This window comes from Bradyrhizobium sp. USDA 4011 (genome assembly GCF_054063415.1).
Window position 1 is genome coordinate 1,107,069 of record NZ_JBSSGG010000001.1, and the last position, 16,971, is coordinate 1,124,039.

15 protein-coding genes are annotated in these 16,971 nt (G+C 64.1%); 2 read left to right on the forward strand and 13 right to left on the reverse strand.

Annotated elements, in window-relative coordinates:
- Window positions 1–25 precede the first annotated feature (25 nt).
- The 9 genes from ACVW1C_RS05320 to ACVW1C_RS05360 all read right to left on the reverse strand — a co-directional run bounded on the left by ACVW1C_RS05320 (window position 26) and on the right by ACVW1C_RS05360 (window position 9,427).
- Window positions 26–1,429: an amidase gene (locus tag ACVW1C_RS05320; RefSeq protein WP_456757501.1), complete on the reverse strand. Its 1,404-nt coding sequence runs from the start codon at window positions 1,427–1,429 to the stop codon at window positions 26–28.
- A 16-nt stretch (window positions 1,430–1,445) separates the two neighbouring features.
- Window positions 1,446–2,207 (reverse strand): SDR family NAD(P)-dependent oxidoreductase, encoded by a 762-nt coding sequence (locus ACVW1C_RS05325; RefSeq protein ID WP_456757502.1) that lies wholly within the window; start codon window positions 2,205–2,207, stop codon window positions 1,446–1,448.
- 63 nt (window positions 2,208–2,270) lie between these two features.
- On the reverse strand, window positions 2,271–2,981 hold the full coding sequence (locus ACVW1C_RS05330) for an ABC transporter ATP-binding protein (RefSeq protein WP_456757503.1): 711 nt from the start codon (window positions 2,979–2,981) through the stop codon (window positions 2,271–2,273).
- A complete protein-coding gene (locus ACVW1C_RS05335; protein WP_456757504.1) occupies window positions 2,971–3,690 on the reverse strand; it encodes an ATP-binding cassette domain-containing protein in 720 nt (239 codons plus the stop codon). The genes ACVW1C_RS05330 and ACVW1C_RS05335 overlap by 11 nt, the downstream gene beginning before the upstream one ends.
- 3 nt (window positions 3,691–3,693) lie before the next feature.
- Window positions 3,694–4,767, reverse strand: a complete 1,074-nt coding sequence (locus tag ACVW1C_RS05340) for a branched-chain amino acid ABC transporter permease (protein ID WP_456757505.1) — start codon at window positions 4,765–4,767, stop codon at window positions 3,694–3,696.
- A 13-nt stretch (window positions 4,768–4,780) separates the two neighbouring features.
- Window positions 4,781–5,647, reverse strand: coding sequence for an ABC transporter permease subunit (locus ACVW1C_RS05345; RefSeq protein WP_456757506.1), 867 nt, complete (start codon window positions 5,645–5,647; stop codon window positions 4,781–4,783).
- 94 nt (window positions 5,648–5,741) lie between these two features.
- Complete coding sequence (locus ACVW1C_RS05350; RefSeq protein ID WP_173642011.1) at window positions 5,742–6,956, reverse strand: urea ABC transporter substrate-binding protein; 1,215 nt, start codon at window positions 6,954–6,956, stop codon at window positions 5,742–5,744.
- 57 nt (window positions 6,957–7,013) lie between these two features.
- Window positions 7,014–8,009, reverse strand: a complete 996-nt coding sequence (locus ACVW1C_RS05355; RefSeq protein ID WP_456757507.1) for an acetamidase/formamidase family protein — start codon at window positions 8,007–8,009, stop codon at window positions 7,014–7,016.
- 17 nt (window positions 8,010–8,026) lie between these two features.
- On the reverse strand, window positions 8,027–9,427 hold the full coding sequence (locus ACVW1C_RS05360) for an amidase (RefSeq protein ID WP_456757508.1): 1,401 nt from the start codon (window positions 9,425–9,427) through the stop codon (window positions 8,027–8,029).
- Between the two features lie 429 nt (window positions 9,428–9,856).
- Between ACVW1C_RS05360 and ACVW1C_RS05365 the strand changes: the two genes are divergently transcribed.
- Together ACVW1C_RS05365 and ACVW1C_RS05370 are read left to right on the forward strand one after the other, a co-directional pair.
- Complete coding sequence (locus ACVW1C_RS05365) at window positions 9,857–11,020, forward strand: transporter substrate-binding domain-containing protein (protein WP_456757509.1); 1,164 nt, start codon at window positions 9,857–9,859, stop codon at window positions 11,018–11,020.
- Window positions 11,017–11,604, forward strand: a complete 588-nt coding sequence (locus ACVW1C_RS05370; RefSeq protein ID WP_456757510.1) for an ANTAR domain-containing response regulator — start codon at window positions 11,017–11,019, stop codon at window positions 11,602–11,604. Before ACVW1C_RS05365 ends, ACVW1C_RS05370 begins: the two co-directional genes overlap by 4 nt.
- Before the next feature lie 16 nt (window positions 11,605–11,620).
- Here the strand turns inward: ACVW1C_RS05370 and ACVW1C_RS05375 are convergent, their stop codons facing one another.
- The 4 genes from ACVW1C_RS05375 to ACVW1C_RS05390 all read right to left on the reverse strand — a co-directional run bounded on the left by ACVW1C_RS05375 (window position 11,621) and on the right by ACVW1C_RS05390 (window position 16,949).
- A complete protein-coding gene (locus ACVW1C_RS05375) occupies window positions 11,621–13,909 on the reverse strand; it encodes a VWA domain-containing protein (protein ID WP_456757511.1) in 2,289 nt (762 codons plus the stop codon).
- Window positions 13,910–13,923: 14 nt separating this feature from the next.
- Window positions 13,924–14,736 carry an AAA family ATPase gene (locus ACVW1C_RS05380; RefSeq protein ID WP_456757512.1) on the reverse strand — a complete coding sequence of 271 codons (813 nt, stop codon included), beginning with the start codon at window positions 14,734–14,736 and terminating at the stop codon, window positions 13,924–13,926.
- A 49-nt stretch (window positions 14,737–14,785) separates the two neighbouring features.
- Entirely contained in the window at window positions 14,786–15,805 is a 1,020-nt protein-coding gene (locus tag ACVW1C_RS05385; RefSeq protein ID WP_456757513.1) for an alpha/beta fold hydrolase, read from the reverse strand.
- Between the two features lie 106 nt (window positions 15,806–15,911).
- On the reverse strand, window positions 15,912–16,949 hold the full coding sequence (locus ACVW1C_RS05390) for an aliphatic amidase (protein ID WP_229164625.1): 1,038 nt from the start codon (window positions 16,947–16,949) through the stop codon (window positions 15,912–15,914).
- Window positions 16,950–16,971: the final 22 nt, after the last annotated feature.

Sequence of the window (16,971 nt, forward strand, 5' to 3'; positions counted from 1 at the left end):
GACGCGGGGAGTCAACGACGACGCGCTATTCGATCGGCGGCCGCCGCGTATGCCAGTCCGTCACCGACTGGAATGCGGTGCCGGCGCGGACCAGCACGTCCTCGGACAGATGCGGGCCGACCAGTTGCATGCTGAGCGGCATCTGGTCCGACGCCATGCCCATCGGCAGCGTGATGGTCGGGCTGCCCGAGAAGTCGAACACCGCCGTGAAGCGCAGAATGTTCAGGAGGACGCTGGGGTCGGCGCCGTATTCGCTCATCTTGGTGAGCGTCGGGATCGGCACCGGCATCGTCGGGATCAGCAAGAGATCGATATCCTCGAACATCGCAGCGAGGCTGCCGCCGAACTTCAGGCGCTCGTGATGGATCGCCGCGATGTCGACACCGCTCATCGCCCTGCCCTGCTCGATCAGCTGGGCGAGGTCCGGACCATATTCCGACTTCCGCGACGGATAGGTGTCCAGATGCGCCTCCGCCGTCTCCACCGAGCACATCGCAATCCACTGGCTGGCGAGCTTCTGATAGGGCGGAAAATGCACCTCGCGGATGTCGGCGCCGAGATCGGCCAGCGTGCGTTCGGCTTGTGCCAAAGCGGCGACGACCTGCCGATCGATTCCCTCCTGGGAATACCTGCGATCGACGCCGATCCTCAAGCCCCGGATGCTCTCGCCTGTGCCGGCCAGATAGTTCGGCACCGGGGCGCGCAAGGCGGTCGGATCGTTGGCATCCGCGCCGGCGATGACGCCGAGCATTGCTCCGGCGTCGGCAGCGCTGCGGCACATCGGTCCGACGTGATCGAGCGAGTCCGCCAGCGGGAAGATGCCGTGGCGGCTGACACGGCCCCAGGTCGGCTTGATGCCGGTCAAGCCGCAGGTCGCCGACGGAAACCTGATCGAGCCGCCGGTGTCGCTGCCGATCGAGCCGTAGCAGAGCCCCGCCGACGTCGCGACGCCCGACCCGGTCGACGATGAGCCGACCCAGTAGTTCACGTTCCACGGATTGAGCGGGGCCTGGTCCGCCGGATGATGGCTGGTATAAGCGCCCTCCGTCATCTTGAGCTTGCCGAGCGTCACCGCACCGGCGACTTCGAGCCGATCCACGATAGTGGCATTGAAGGACGGCACGAACTTCGTATGGATTGTCGTGCCGCCGGCGGTCGGTGCAAACGTCGTGTAGCAGAGGTCCTTCAGCCCGATCGGAACGCCATGCAGCGGGCCGCGCCAGATGCCCTTGGCAATCTCCGCGTCGCGCTGCTTCGCCTGCGCCATGGCCCGCTCCGCCAGGACGAGCGCGTAGCCGTGAAACTGCCCATCGAGCTTCGCGATCCGGCCGAGCAGCGCCTCCGTGATCTCCGAGGCCTGCGCCTCGCCACGGCGAATGAGCCCGGAGATCTCGGTGATGGACTTGTAGTGCAATGGATCCGCTGACATGTCGTTGTCGCCCCAGCTAGAACTGGACGCCGCGCGTCAACGCGCCGTCCACCACGAGGTTGGTTCCCGTGATGAAGCTTGCCGCCTTGCTCGCCAGGAACACGGCGGCATTCGCCATCTCCTGCGGCGTGCCCATCCGGCCGGTCGGGTTGAGCGCCAGCGCGGTCTTGTAGAGTTCGGGATTGCCGTCCTTGATCATGTTCCAGACACCGCCCTCGAAATAGGTGTTGCCCGGCGACACCGAATTGGCCCGGATGCCCTTGGCCGCGAGCTGGTAGGCCAGCCCCTGCGTATAGTGGATGATCGCGGCCTTGAACGTCCCGTAAGGACCGCTGGCAAAATCGACCTCGCGCCCCGACACGCTGGAGATGGTGACGATCGCGGCCGCCGCGCTTTTCTCGAGATAGGGCATCGCCGCGTTGACGAGGCGCACCGTCCCCATCATGTCGGTGGAGAATTCCTTCTCCCAGCTCTCCTCGTCCTGCCCGATCGACAGCGCGCTGACATTGGCGACCACGACATCGATGCCGCCGAGCTTTCCGGCCATGTCGGCGACCCAGGCCTTCAGCGCCGGTCCGTTCGAGACGTCGACGGCACCGCCGAACGCGGCAACGCCCTTGGCCTTGATCGCGGCGACCGCGGTGTCGACATCCGCCTGATTGCGCGCGCAGATGCCGATATTGGCACCTTCGGCCGCGAATGTGTCGGCGATCGCCCTGCCGATTCCCTTGGTGCTGCCGGTCACGAGAACCTTTGCGCCCTTGAGTCCCAGATCCATCTCCATTCCCTCCGTTGTAATCGATTATGAAACGCGCATTTCCTCATCACATGGCGCGGCCGATCAAAGCAGCAGCTGCGCGCGAACATTGTCCGCTTTGACCTCCTCGCCAGCCAGCGATCGCGTGATCTTGCCCTTTTCCATGATGTAGCAGCGCTGGGCGATCGCCAGGATGGTGTCGAGGTTCTGCTCGACGAAGATGATCGTGGTCCCGAGCTCGGTGCGGAACGATTGCAACGCCTCGCAGATGTGTTGCACGATCGAGGGCTGGATGCCTTCGGACGGCTCGTCGAGGATCATCAACGAGGGATTACCGATCAGCGCGCGGCCGATCGCAAGCTGCTGCTGCTCGCCGCCCGACATGGTGCCGGCGATCTGCCGCCGGCGCTCCTTCAGCCGCGGGAAATATTCATAGACGAGCTCCGGCAGCTTCTTTCCGTCGGGGCCGCCGATCAGCTCGCCGACCTGCAGGTTCTCCTCGACGCTCATCTGCGGAAAGACATCGCGGCCCTGCGGGATGTAGCCGAAGCCGGCACGCGCGCGCGCATCGGCCTCGAGCTGCGTGACATCCTGATCCATGAAGGTGATGGTACCGCGCCAGGACTGCAGCAGCCCGATCAGGCACCGCATCAGGGTCGACTTGCCGACGCCATTGCGGCCGATCACGCCGACGATCTCGCCACGCGCAACCTGCATGCTGACGCCCTGCAGGATCGGCGTCGCGCCGTAGCCCGCCCAAAGCCCCGACACGTCCAGGATGCGATCAGTGGGCATGGGTCTTACCCAAATAGATTTCCGCGACCTTCTCGTCTTCCAGGATCGCCTCCAAGCTGCCGCGCGCGAAGATCTTGCCAAGATGAAGAACGGTGACGCGCTGGGCGACCTGACGCACGAACGCCATGTCGTGCTCGACGACAAGAACCGTCATGCCCTCGGCATTGAACGACTTGATCAGTTCGCCCGTCTTGTAGGTCTCTTCCGGCGACATCCCGGCGGTCGGCTCGTCCAGCAGCAAGAGCTGCGGCTGCAATGCCAGCGCCATCCCGATCTCCAGCCATTGCTGCTGGCCATGCGACAGCGCACCGGCGAGCTTGTCGCGGTCATCAGCCAGATTGAGCAGCGCCAGCAGCCGTTCCTCCTCAACCCGGCATTCCGCGCCCAAAAGCCGCTCCTGCAGCGCGATCTGGATGTTCTGCCGCACCGGCAATTCCTTGAAGACGCTCGGCGCCTGCATCTTGATGCTCATGCCGCGCTGCACCCGCGCGTAGGGACGCTCCGCGGTGATATCGACGGAGTCGAAGAAGATGCTGCCGGTGGTCGGCGGATAGAGGCCGACGATCAGCTTGAACAGCGTGCTCTTCCCGGCCCCGTTGGGCCCGATCAGGCAGTGGACTTCGCCGGCATTGACCGTCAGGTCGACGTCGGAGACGGCGGTCAATCCGCCGAAGCGCTTGGAGACAGCCTTTACATCGACCAGCGCCATGGATCAGGTCTCATCCGATTGCAGACGGCTGGCGTCCGCCAGCGCGGGAGCCTCGTCGCGCCGCCGGCGCCTGGTCCACCAATCGACGACGAGCTTGCCGATACCGAGCACAAAGCCCTGGGGCGCCAGCATCACGGTGGCGAGCAGAAGCACGCCCATCAGCACCAGCGCCGCCTGCTGGCTATAGACGGTGATGGTCTGGAAGCCGAACAGCAGCAGGAACGACCCGACCAGGGTTGCGGTGAGATCGTTGCGTCCGGAGAACGCCACCCACACGATCGGCATCGCCGCCGCCGGCAGGCCGATGCTGGACGGCGTGATGAACTGGCCCCAGGACGTGTACAGCGCGCCGCTGAGGCCCGCGAGGCCGCTGCCGATCACGAAGGTCAGGAGCTGATACTTGCGGACGTCGTAGCCGAGCATCTCGGCACGCTGCGGATTTTCGCGCGTCGCCACGATCACGTTGCCGATGCTCGAGTTCACCAGCATGCGCAGCGCGATGTAGACGATCACGATCAGCGCGATCATGAGGTAATAGAGCGCCGATCCCTCGATATCGAAGCTGCCGACGGTGAGCGGGTCCATTCCCTTCATGCCGTTGAAGCCGTTCAGCCGGGCCGGACCGATATGCCATTCCGGCCCGGCCGTCTGCCCGAGGAAGAAGGCCAGCACAAGCGTTGCCGACAGCGTCACGATGCCGAAGAAGATCCCGCTAATCCCACCCCAGATCATAAAATAGCCGAGGACCCCCGCCGCCATCATCGCGATGACAACCGAGAGCACGAGTGCGGCGATGGTGGCCGTTCCCCCGCCCATGTTGATGGCGAGCACGCCATAGCCGTAGCCGGCGATGCCGAAGAAGAAGGTCTGGCCGAACGACAGCATGCCGCCGTAGCCCCACATCAGGCAGAGCCCGAGCGCCATGAAGATCCAGATCAAGAAGTAGGCAAAGTTGCCGACATCATAAGAGTCGGCGAACAACGGATAGATCAACGCGCCCGCCAGCACGGCAACAAAGCAGGACCAGAAGATCTTTCCGCGTCCGAGCGTCTGCGGACCGTCGAGCAGCTTCAACATCAGAAATTCCCGTCTAGCGCCCACGACGAACCAGCACGCTGGATAGCCCTTCAGGCAGCACCCGTATGATCAGGATCACAGCAAACAGCATGCCGATCTGCCCGATGATCTGGCCGTAGCTCGCATTGAGCGCCATCCGGATCATCGCCAGGAACACTGCGGCCGGCGCGGTTCCGAGCAGGACATTGGCGCCGCCGATCACCACGGTGACAAAGCTCTCGACCACGAAGGTCGCGCCCATGGTCGGGATCAGCGTCATGGTCGGCGCGTAGAGCGCGCCGCAGAGCCCTGCGAGCGCCGTGCCGATCCCGAAGCTGATGGAATAGATGCGCCCCGTGCGCGCGCCGAGCGCCTTCGCCATGGCCGCATTCTGCATCGTTGCGCGCGCGATCACGCCAAAGCGCGTCTTCATGAAGACGATGTAGAGCCCGGCCAGCACCGCCACCGCACAGCCGAACAGCACGAGGCGATAGGTCGAGAACGTGTAGCCGCCGATCGCAAAGCTTCCTTCCGGCGTGCCGATGCCCCGCACCGCCGAGCCTACGATCAGCAGCATCGACTGCGTCACGATCAGGCTGAGGCCCCAGGTGGCGAGCAGCGAGTCGAGCGGACGCTTGTAGAAGCGCCGCACGACGAGATACTCGCCGATCATGCCGACGATCCCCGCGGTCAGCGCGGCCAGGATCTGCGCGATCGGGAGCGGCACGCCGAGATTCACGAGCCCGACCGTCACATAGGCTCCGCACATGATGAACTCGCCATGCGCCATGTTGATGACGCCCATCATGCCGAACACGATGGCAAGGCCCGCGGCCGACAGGATCAGGAACGCGAAGACGTCGGCGAACTGATAGAATACCGAGAAGAGTTCAGCCGACATTCCGCTCTCCGTGATCACGGCGCCGCATCATTGCGGCGCCGGCTCGCTTCAAAGTCGCGATGCAAAGCACGAGCAAGATTCGTGCCCGCTTGCATCACGATTTGCTGGGAAGATGACTCGGCGTGTACTGATCCTTGTCATTCTTCTTGGTGAGGTCGCAGCCGATCTCGCCGAGCCAGTATGGCTGGATCGTCCCGTAGTCCTTCTCAACGGTCACCTCATGCTTGGGTCCGACCGAGATCAGGCGCATGCGGTGCGACGTATGCTGGCTCTTCGGATCGATGCAGACCTTGCCCTCGGGTGCGTCGATGCAGGCATCACCGGTCGCGATCACCTTGCGCATGTCCTCGAGCTTGGTCGACTTCGCCTTCTCGACCAGCGTCTTGTACATGTAGAGCGCGTTGTAGGCATTGTAGCCCATGTCGTTGATGTAGAGCTCGTCAGGGAACTTGGCGTGCCAGCGCTTCTTGAAGTCGTTGGCTTCGGGCGTATCGATCTCCTCGAACCAGTTCGCGGTCGCATGCATATTGTTGAGCGCGGGCGGCTTGAACCGCTTGTGCTCGAAGCCGAGCATGATCTTGATCGAAGACCCCATCGGCAAGTTGAGGTTGGCAGCCGCGGCCTGCTCGAAGAAGGAGTCCTGCGCGGCGCCGACATTGATCGTCAGCAGCCAGTCCGGCTTCGCCTTCTGGATGTTCTGGATGGTCTGCGCGAATTGCGAGACGCCGAGCGGGATGAACTCCTCGCCCACGACCTCGCCGCCGAGGTCCTTCATGATCTTGCGGTTCCACTCCGCCGAGATCTGGCCGAAATTATAGTCTGCCGCGATGACGTAGACCTTCTTGCCGAACTTCTGGACCATCCAGGGGATCAGGGTCGAGAATTGCTGCTCCGGCACCGCGCCCATGCTGACCATGGAGGCATCGCACACGCCGCCCTCATACTGGTTCGTATAGAAGTACGGCGTGGTGGTGCGATCGACGATCGGACGCAACGCCTCGCGCGACGCCGAGGTGATGCCGCCGATCAGCACGTCGACCTTGTCGCGGTTGAGCAGCCTTCGGCCGAACTCCTGATAGCGGGCATTGTCACCTTGGGGATCGAGGTGAATCAGCTCGATCTGGCGGCCGAGAATGCCGCCGCTCTTGTTGATCTCCTCGACCGCGAGCTGCGAACCGTGCAGCTTCGGCATGCCCATGAAGGCCAGATCGCCGGAAACGTCCTCCAGCAAGCCGACCTTCAATGGCGGGTCGGCCGCCTGAGCAGCACCAATGACTGCCGTCCCGAGCACGGCGCCAAGCAAAGCCATTCCGACTATACGCCCCGAATTCATCGCGATGTTCCTTGTCGTTGAATGATGTGGAAGTCACGCCTTGAGGTAATTCTTCAGGATCGACGCCCCCATCGTGTATTTGGGGTCGACCATGTTGCCGAGCCGCATGCGGCCGGCCTGGCTGAGCAGCATGTAGGCGTCGATCTCATCGAAGCCGTAGTCCGCGCTCATCCACCGCACGAGCTCGCGATAGGCGATCCGCGCGGCGTCTTCGAGCGGCCGCGCACTGCCGATCGTCATGATGAAGTCGCGCGTCTCGAGCCGCGGCCAGGCGAAGCTCCAGTTCTTGATCAGATCGATCTGCAGTGTGACGGTGGCGCGCTGCTCGAGCGCGACGCCCGAGAGTTCGCCATCGCCTTGCGTGGCGTGGCAGTCGCCGACATAGAGCAGGCCGCCTTCGGTATGCACCGGAAAATAGATGATCGAGCCAGGTGCGACGTCGGGCAAATCCATGTTGCCGCCGTGATAGTCGGGCTGCAGCGAGGAGATCGCCTCGATTTCGGGCGACACGCCGATCGTTCCGATGAACGGCTCATAGGGCAGCGTGATCCTGTCGTTCCAGCGCACGCCGTTGCGATCGACATGCAGCTTCTTGACGCGCTCCGGCAGCGGCGGATTGAGCAGCGCCGTGGATGCGGTCCCGACCAGGCCGCCGAACTCCGGGATGATGCAGGTGGTGCCTGCCGGCTGCGCGCCGCGGGTCTCGACGTCGCGGATATAGACGGCGAGGCAATCGCCCTTCCTGGCGCCCTTCACCGCGATCGGCCCGCATTGCGGGTTGAGATAGGGGAAGTTCAGCTTCGCCGTCGGGCTGTCGCTTTCGCTGGTGAGCACGCCGCCGAAGGCATCCTCAGTCTCGACGATGACGACCCCGCCCGGATCGATCGACAGCGTCGGCTTGGCATAAGGTCCATAGACGTAATGGAAGCTGCCTTGCTGTTCGATCGTCAAACTATGGGTCGTGCCCGTCGCGCCCTTGGCGACGGCCCGCTTGGCCATGATGGAACTCTTCAACCAGTCTTCGGTCATGCGAACGGCTCCTCAACTCAGATCGCGGGATGGCGCTTGTGCCAGTCGGTGACGCGCTGGAAGGCATCGCCTGCGCGGACGAGACTTGCCTCGTCGAAATGACGGCCGACAAACTGGAAGGCGACCGGACCGCCGTTCGGCGCGAAGCCGCCGGGAAGCGTCACGGTCGGGCTGCCGGTCATGTCGAACGGACAGGTGAAGCGCAGCAGCCCGGTAATCAGCGACGGGTCCTCGCCGAGTGCCGCCATCTTGGCCAATGTCGGCGCAGCGAACGCCTGGGCGGGGACCGCGATGAGATCGACCGTCTCGAACAGCAGCCGCACGGCGCCGCGAAACGCCTCGCGCCGCAGCACGATCTTCTGATAATCCATGCCGGATTGCGCGCGGCCGAGATCGAGCAGGCCGGCGAGCGCCGGACCATATTCGTCCTTGCGTGCCGGATAAGTCTCCTCATGCGCGACCGCCACTTCGATGCCGCACAGCGGGAACCAGTCCTCGATGACCGCCTTCGGATCGGGGAAGATGATCTCCTTGATCTTCGCGCCCAGATCGGCGGCAACCCGCAGACCTTCGCTGAGCACCTTGCCGGCAGCCTCATCGGTGCCCTCGCTGGTCCAGCGCCGATCGACCCCGATCGTCACGCCGCGCAAGTCTCCGAACAAACCAGCGAGATAGTCCGGCACGGATAGCGGCACGGACGTGGTGTCCTTGGGATCCTGGCCCGCGATCACGGCCAAGATCGCGCCGCAATCGGCCGCGCTGCGCGCCATCGGACCGATGTGATCCAGCGTTGCGGCGAGTTCGAAAGCGCCGTAACGGCTGACGCGTCCCCAGGTCGGCTTCAACCCGGTGATGCCATTGGCGGCCGAGGGAAAGCGGATCGACCCGCCGGTATCGGTTCCCAGCGAACCGAAGCAAAGCCCCGCGGCGGTGGCGACGCCGGACCCGCTCGACGATGCGCCGGACCACAGATCGGCGTTCCACGGGTTCTTCGGCGGATCGATCTTCGGGTGATGATCGGCATAAGCACCCTCGGTCTGCTGCAGCTTGCCGAGGATAACAGCGCCGGCATCCTTCAGCCGCGCGACCACGGTGGCATCCTCGCTCGGGCGGAAGTCGCGATGAATGGTCATGCCGTGCGCGGCCGGCGCACCCTTGACCCAGCACAAATCCTTGACGGCGATCGGCACGCCGTGCAGCGGCCCCTTGATCTTGCCGGACGCGATCTCCTCTTCGGCTGCCGCGGCTTCGGTGAGCGCTGCGTCGGCCATCACATAAGCGTAGCTCTTCAGCTTGCCGTCGAGCTGCTCGATCCGCCCGAGCATCGCCCTCGTCACCTCGACCGGCGAGAGCTTTTTGGCCTGGATTTGCTGCCCGACCTCAATGAGCCCGAGATAGTGAAGATCCGTCGTCGGCATCGTTTCTCATCCCCGCACTTGGCCTGCATTTGGCACGACGCAAGCGCAGGCACTGCCCATCACCGCGCATGCGCTTCCGGCTTGGCGACACGGATGTGTCGCCAATTTGTTTGGCGGCAAAAGCAAAAAGCCACCCGCCCCTCCAAACGAAGGTGACGAATGGCCCAAGTGCCGCGGCTATGAACTATCGCGTGGGTCCGGGATCGAACGGAGCACTCTGCGCGGCGATCGGGACGTCATCGGCCAAATCGACGCACGCAAGGTTCGACAGGAAGCCCTGTAGGAGAAAATTCTAAGGAGGTGTGCAGCGCGTTGTCAACGAGGCTGGCTGCACAAATTTCGCGAGGTGCTGCGCAGCAAATCGGCATGACCACTTGCGCCGGCCTCTGCGAAGATGGTTCCCTGCATGCGTTGCACTGAAAGCCGTCGATGACAAAGCCGTCCATTCCCGTTGGCATTATCTGCTCGCAGCACGGGCCCTATCAGGCCATGGGGCGCGAGATCCTGAAGAGCGCCATGATGGCGGTCGACGAGATCAACGAGCAGGACGAGTTCGACTTCGCGATATCGGCGCATGTCCGCGATCCCCGCGGCATCGTTGCGGAATACCATACGGTCTGCGACGACCTCATCCGCAATGTCGGCGTCGAGCACATCATCGGCTGCTACACCTCGGCTTCGCGCAAGCAGGTGCTCCCGATCGTCGAGCGCACCGACCGCCTGCTGTGGTATCCGGCGCGCTACGAGGGATTCGAATGCTCCGACAACGTCATCTATGTCGGTGCCTCGCCCAATCACAACGTGCTGCCGCTGGTGCGCTACGTGCTCGACAATCTGTCGCGCGAGATTTTCTGCGTCGGCTCCAACTATGTCTGGACCTGGGAAACCAACCGCGTCACTCGCGAGCTGGTGACGGCGGCGCGAGGACGGATTCTCGCGGAACGCCTGCTCGAGCTCGGTGAAAGCGCGGTCACGCATATCGTCGACGAAATCGTGCGGCGCCGGCCGCCGGCTGTCTTCAACACGCTGGTCGGCAGTTCAAGCTATGATTTCATCCGCGCGTTTCATGCCGCGACCACCGCGGCGGGTCTCGATATCCCGATGCTGAGCTGCAGCCTGTGCGAGCCCGAGCTCAAGATCGCAGGTCCCGCATCGGCCGGCTGCATCACGTCGTCGGCCTATTTCGAAAGCATCCGGCTGCCCGAGAACCAGGCCTTCGTCGCGCGCTGGAAGGCGCGTCACGGCGAGCACAGCAGCCCGTCGGTGGACGGGCAATCCGCCTATGTCGCGGTCTATCTGCTGGCCCGTGCGCTGCAGCGCGCCGGCACGTCCGATATCGGCGAGGTACGACGCGCCGCGGCCGGCCATCGCTACAATTCGCCGCAAGGCCCGGTCTGGATCGACGGCAGCAACAACCACTGCGTCCTGACGCCGCGGCTCGCCGTGTCCAATGCCGAAGGACAGTTTGACATCTTCTGGGAAGCTGAAGCTCCGGTTAAGCCGGATCCCTATCTGACGCAGCTCGACATCGCCGCCAGCCCCGCAAGGGATGGAACGTTGCCGAATGCGCCTCATTTGCGGGTTGTGAAATGAGCAAAGCGTCGTCATTTTCGCTGCGCGGACGCAAGGCGCTCATTGCCATCAAGGATGAGCGCGACGCCACGATCGTCAGGCGCCAGTTCGAGCGTCTCGGGATCGACATCGTCACATGGGACGGCGGCGCCAATATCGACTGCCGGCCGGACGTGACGTTGATCGACGACGAGTTCCTGCCGCTCACCTCACCGGCGCAGCGCGCGTCGCTGGGGCGAAGCCCGGTCATCGCCCTGCTCGGCACCGAGACGCCGAGCCGCCTCAAGCTGGTGCTCGACCTCGATCCGGCCTCGTTCCTGGTCAAGCCGCTGCGCTCGGCCGGCATCTATGCCGCCCTCGTCCTCGCCTTCGAACGAAGCGAGCGCACCAACGAGCTCAAGCAGCAGGTGCTGAAGCTCGAACAGCGCCTTCGATCCCGCCGCGTCGTGCTCGCCGCCGTCCTTCAGGTCATGCACACGCATGCACTGGCTGAGCCGGCCGCCTTTGCGCTGATCCGGCGCGCCGCCATGGAGCAGCGCAAGACCATCGAGGAAATTTCTGCGGAGATCACCGCAAACGGCTCCCTACCTCGGGCGACCGGCTAGACTCTAGCTCCACCGACTACTTCTTCAGCTCCGCATAAAGCTGCATCACCCGTTGCGGCAAAACCTCGATACGGGGCACCCGGAGCGCATGGCGCTCGCCGAAAATGCGATCGAGCTGGGGAAATCTGTCCTCACCGATGCCGAAGGCAAAAATATCGGTGCCGCGCCGCCGCAGCTGCTGAGCGGCACGGCGCGCGTCCTCCACCAGATATTGCGGATCTGGCACATCGACGTCGGATGGTTCGCCGTCGGTCAGAACCAGCAACACCTTGCGGAATGCGCGTCGTCCCGCGAGGTAGCCCCCGGCGTGGCGCAACGCGGCACCGAGCCGAGTGGAATGGCTGCTGCCAAGGCCCGCGAGACGCGAACGCACGACGGCGTCCATCGGCTCCTCGAAGCCCTTGATGCGGAGATAGCGCACGCGCTCGCGGCCGTCGGAGCTGAAGCCGTGCACCGCGATCGCGTCATTGGCGGCCTCGACCGCCGTCGCCATGATCGCGGCGGCCTTGCGCTCGACGTCGAGAACCGTCCGGCCGCGACGATCACGGTCGGCGGTCGATTGCGACAGGTCGAGCAGCAGCAGGACGGCAAGATCACGCGGTCCCGGCGCGTCACGCTGATAGATCCTGGGCTCGCTGATGCTGCCGGCACGGCGCTCGATCGTCAGTGCGATCGCTGCGTCGATGTCGAGCGCGTCGCCGTCGCGCTGGCCCTTGTGTCTGATGCGGCGGCCGATCGAGGCGTCGCGGGTCAACTCGGTGATCCAGCGCAACGCCTCCGCATCCGTCGAAGGGGCGAACGGCTGCGCGGAGACCGCTGCGTCAGCCTCCAGGATCGTGGTCCAGTCCGCGCGCTCGGTGCGCGTGGCATAGTCCCATTCCGGGTAGGTCGCGACCGGAAATCCGTCTGCCAGGGTGACCGCTGCGGCCTTCGCGCGCTGCGTCTCGTCGGGCTTTGCGTTGTCGTCGGTGGATCGTGCGTCGACGTCGTCGCGACGCTCCATTCGTACGGAATCGACCGCAAGTTCGATCGTCTCGGCCGGGCTGTCCGGCTGATCGCCAAAATCCCACAGCGCCAGATTGTCATCGCGATAGGCCGGCTCGACGACGTAGCTCCTGGCGTTGAACTGCAGCCGCATCTGCCCGATGTCGTTGCCGAGCAGCCCGCCGATCTCGCGGCTGATGGCAGGATCAATCCAGCGGTCGGCGGCTTCGGCAAACAGCGTCCGCCCCTTGGTCACCCACGCATCCGGATCCTGATAGTCCGGATCGATCAGCGCCCGCGCGAGCCGCATCATCAGTCCGGCGGCAGTTGCGTGGCCGGTTGGCGTCGCACTGTGAAACGGCAACCAGAGCCGGCGCAGCCCGGGCATCTCGCGAAGCGCCAGCGTCTCGACCCTGGCATCCTCGATCAGCGAAACCAGCGCGATCTGAAGTGCCTTCAGTCGCCCCACGGGAAAGCGGACGGTGGAGTGCACGAAATGCGCTCCGGCATGCGCGACCGCGGCGAGATAGATGGTGTCTGCCGTCTCGCCCGCGAAGCCGGGAAAGGTCTCCGGGAGCCCGATCAGGCCGGCAGCAAGCGAGGCACGCCGCGGCACCGGCGTCGGTGCCACGGCCAGCTTGCGGAAACGCGGCTTCCTGTTCCACAGCGCGATCGTGGTTGCGGCGAGGCGCTCTTCCAGGCGTGCAAAATCATCGCCGGTCCGGCCGACCGCGAACAGCCGCAGCGAGAGCGGATCGTCGAGCGCGAAATAGGCGCGCCGGCGCGATGCGCGGCCGCCGCTTGCGCGCAAGCCGGCGGAAACCCAGGCGGAAAAGTCGTCAGATCCGGCATGCGCGAGCAGCGGCTCCAGCCGGCCGATCGCAAGGCCGACCGATTCCGGGCCTGCATCTGCGAGTTGGCCTAGCGCCGCAAGAACCGCGGTGAGTTCTCCAGCACCCGCAAGCCGCGGCAGCACCTTGGACAATTCGGTCAGCAACCCATGGGCCGTGCGGCTTCCGGCACTGCGGCCGATATCCCCTGCGGCGCGCCCGATCGCGATCAGGTCATCGGTCGACCGCAGCGCCGGCCATTGCTCCGATAGCTTTAGAAAGCCCAGAACCACGGCCTGGCCGAGGTTGGCCTCGAACAGGTCGTGCACCGCCTCGTCCCAGGCCGCCATACGATCGAACGATCCCATCCGGTGCAAGGTGGTTCGCGCCGCCTGCACCGCCACGGCAATGTCATCGTGGCCGCGCAGGAGCGCCGCGAGCCGGCGCCCGGCCCGGAAGCCTTCGAGCGAACTGATTTGCGCGACCGCCACTGCCGAGTTTCCGTTTACGCAGAGGCCGAAATCACGTCACGCAACGTATTCCTGGTGTCCGCGTCATCGGTCAATGGAACGACGATCGTGGTCTCGCAGGCCTTTTCGAGGCTGATGCCGCATCCGATCAAGCGGCCGGCATTGACCAGCATCCGGGTCGAGGCGCCTTCGTTGAGCCCCTGGCCCTTCAGATTGCGGCTGTGCTGGGCGATCTTCACCAGGAGATCGGCGAGATTGGGCTCGATGCCGGCCTCGCGCGACACCACCTCGGTTTCCGCCGACCGGTCGGGGTAACCGAAATCCAGCGCCGCGAAACGCTGCTTGGTGGACTCTTTGAGGTCCTTGATCGCGCTCTGGTAGCCCGGATTGTAGGAGATCACGAGCTGGAAATCGGAATGGGCGTGGATCAGCTCGCCACGCTTTTCCAGCGGCAGCACACGCCGATCGTCGGTCAGGGGATGGATCACGACCGTCGTGTCCTGACGCGCCTCGACGATCTCGTCGAGATAGCAGATCGCGCCAAGACGCACGGCCGTCGTCAGCGGTCCGTCGCTCCACACGGTACCCTCCGCATCGAGCAGCCAGCGTCCCACCAGATCCGCCGCCGTCATGTCCTCGTGACAGGCGACCGTGATCAGCGGACGGCCGAGCCGCCAGGCCATGTATTCGATGAAGCGGGTCTTGCCGCAACCGGTGGGGCCTTTCAGCATCACCGGCATGCGGTTCGCATAGGCTGCGCCGAACAGTTCGACCTCATCCTTGAGCGGCCGGTAATACGGCTCCTGGCGGATGCGGTACTGGTCGAGCAGCAAAGCGGGATTGGACAAGCTCACGCCTCCCATGATCGCGCAGGCAGCCGTTCGCAGCCGATTGAACTCACGATGCGAGCAATTCCTTGAGCTTGGTGTCGATGAAGGCGACATCGACCGGATTGGTCCCCGGCCCGCCCGCGAAGTGGCCCCAGATCGACGGCACCGGCACGAACCTGGCGTTCGGCATGTTCGCGACCTCGTTCTCGCTGTCCTCAGGCGGGAAGTAGAGATCGGTCTGCCCCGGCATGACGTAGGCCTTGGCCTTGATCGCCTTCAGCGCAGCCTTGAAGTCGCCGTTGTAGATCTCGTTGGCGCTGATGTCGCCATTCTGCCAGGTCCACAGCATGGCGAGCAGGTTGTTGGGTTCCTTCGGCAGGAAGAAACCCTCCCAGAATGCCACCAGGAAATCCTCCAGCGACGAATAGCCCATCGTCTCGATGTCGAGCTGCTCGCGATAGAACGCCTGCGAGAAGCCCCAACCGGCATAGACCCGCGCGGCGGCGCGCAGACCGCGGGCCGGCTTGTCGGTGTACCAGCCCTCCTTCCACGCCGCATCCGCCGTGAGTGCGGCCTTCACACCTTCCAAGAACACATAATTGTGGCGCGAGCATTTGGCCGAGCCGCAGAATGGCGCCAGCAGATCCATCATATCGGGATAGAGCGCACCCCAATGGAACGTCTGCAACGCACCCATCGACCAGCCGACGACCAGACGGATGTGCTTGATGCCGAATTTCTCGGTCACCAGCCGGTGCTGGGCGCGGACATTGTCATAGGCCGTCACCTGCGGAAAACGCGGCCCGTTATACGGCTCCGGCGTGTTGCTCGGCGACGACGACAGGCCGTTGCCCAGCATATTGGGAATGATGATGAAGTACTTCGCCGGATCGAGCGCCATGCCCGGCCCGATCAGCCATTCATTGTCGGTGTGCTGGCCGGAGTACCAGGTCGGGTAGACGATCACGTTGTCCTTGGCCGCGTTGAGCTGGCCAAACGTCTTGTAGGCGAGCTTGCAGTCGCGGATGGTCGCGCCGCGCTGCAAGGCCAGATTGCCGAGATCATGGATCTGATAGTCGACGCTCATTGATATTCCCTTGGCATGTTCCTGATATGCCGGCTCGCAGCCGCTCGGCCCGATCGATGGCACGGCCGGCGCGAAAGCTCGCGCCGGCGCCGGTCGTCGCTATCGCCTAGCGATGTGCGACCTTCTGGTTCGGAATGCCCTCGATCGGACACTCGTCGGTCCCGACGGTCGGACGCGTCATGGCTTCAACCATTTCCCGCGTACCTTCGGGGTCCGTGATCCAGTTCTTGTAGAAGGTGTACGGACAGACCGCGTGGCCGCGGTCGCCCTCTCCGGAGTTGATCAGGCCGGTATAGCCGCGGTGCATCAGCTTGAAGAGATGGTTCTGCGACTGCATGTTGCGGCGGGCGTCGCGGATCAGCGACACCGAGAGCTGGGCGTACTGGATGCCGTTCTCCTCGGTGCCGCACTCGCCGAGCGTCCGGCCGTCGAAGCCGATGATCGCGGAATGGCCGAAGTAGGAATACACGCCGTCGAATCCGGAGGCGTTGGCGACCGCGACGTAGCAGTTGTTGGCCCAGGCCATCGATTTCGAAATCTGGATCTGCTGCTCCTTGGCCGGATACATGTAGCCCTGGCAGCGCACGATCAGCTCGGCGCCGCGCATCGCGCAGTCCCGCCAGATCTCCGGATAGTTGCCGTCGTCGCAAATGATCAGGCTGATCTTCAGGCCCTTCGGCCCTTCCGAGACGTAGGTGCAATCGCCGGGATACCAGCCTTCGATCGGCACCCACGGCATGATCTTGCGATACTTCTGGACGATCTCGCCCTTGTCGTTCATCAGGATCAGCGTGTTGTACGGCGCCTTGTTGGGATGCTCCTCATGGCGTTCGCCGGTCAGCGAGAACACGCCCCAGACCTTCGCCTTGCGGCAGGCGTCGGCGAATATGCGGGTTTCCTCGCCGGGCACTGACGAAGCCGTCTCGTACATCTCCTTGGAGTCGTACATGATGCCGTGGGTCGAGTATTCCGGAAAGATCACGAGATCCATGCCCGGCAGACCGAGCTTCATGCCCTCGACCATCTTGGCGATGTTGCGCGCGTTATCCAGCACCTCGGCCTTGGTGTGCAGACGCGGCATCTTGTAATTGACCACGGCAACGCCGACCGTGTCCTTGCTGCTCGATATATCTCCATGCAACATGTCTCGACTCCCTTTCTGAACG

What these genes read in the sequence shown, in the direction of transcription:
- ACVW1C_RS05320 (WP_456757501.1), bottom strand. Translation starts at nt 1,429, where the DNA reads ATGTCAGCGGATCCATTGCACTACAAGTCCATCACCGAGATCTCCGGG.
- ACVW1C_RS05325 (WP_456757502.1), bottom strand. Translation starts at nt 2,207, where the DNA reads ATGGATCTGGGACTCAAGGGCGCAAAGGTTCTCGTGACCGGCAGCACC.
- ACVW1C_RS05330 (WP_456757503.1), bottom strand. Translation starts at nt 2,981, where the DNA reads ATGCCCACTGATCGCATCCTGGACGTGTCGGGGCTTTGGGCGGGCTAC.
- ACVW1C_RS05335 (WP_456757504.1), bottom strand. Translation starts at nt 3,690, where the DNA reads ATGGCGCTGGTCGATGTAAAGGCTGTCTCCAAGCGCTTCGGCGGATTG.
- ACVW1C_RS05340 (WP_456757505.1), bottom strand. Translation starts at nt 4,767, where the DNA reads ATGTTGAAGCTGCTCGACGGTCCGCAGACGCTCGGACGCGGAAAGATC.
- ACVW1C_RS05345 (WP_456757506.1), bottom strand. Translation starts at nt 5,647, where the DNA reads ATGTCGGCTGAACTCTTCTCGGTATTCTATCAGTTCGCCGACGTCTTC.
- ACVW1C_RS05350 (WP_173642011.1), bottom strand. Translation starts at nt 6,956, where the DNA reads ATGGCTTTGCTTGGCGCCGTGCTCGGGACGGCAGTCATTGGTGCTGCT.
- ACVW1C_RS05355 (WP_456757507.1), bottom strand. Translation starts at nt 8,009, where the DNA reads ATGACCGAAGACTGGTTGAAGAGTTCCATCATGGCCAAGCGGGCCGTC.
- ACVW1C_RS05360 (WP_456757508.1), bottom strand. Translation starts at nt 9,427, where the DNA reads ATGCCGACGACGGATCTTCACTATCTCGGGCTCATTGAGGTCGGGCAG.
- ACVW1C_RS05365 (WP_456757509.1), top strand. Translation starts at nt 9,857, where the DNA reads ATGACAAAGCCGTCCATTCCCGTTGGCATTATCTGCTCGCAGCACGGG.
- ACVW1C_RS05370 (WP_456757510.1), top strand. Translation starts at nt 11,017, where the DNA reads ATGAGCAAAGCGTCGTCATTTTCGCTGCGCGGACGCAAGGCGCTCATT.
- ACVW1C_RS05385 (WP_456757513.1), bottom strand. Translation starts at nt 15,805, where the DNA reads ATGAGCGTCGACTATCAGATCCATGATCTCGGCAATCTGGCCTTGCAG.
- ACVW1C_RS05390 (WP_229164625.1), bottom strand. Translation starts at nt 16,949, where the DNA reads ATGTTGCATGGAGATATATCGAGCAGCAAGGACACGGTCGGCGTTGCC.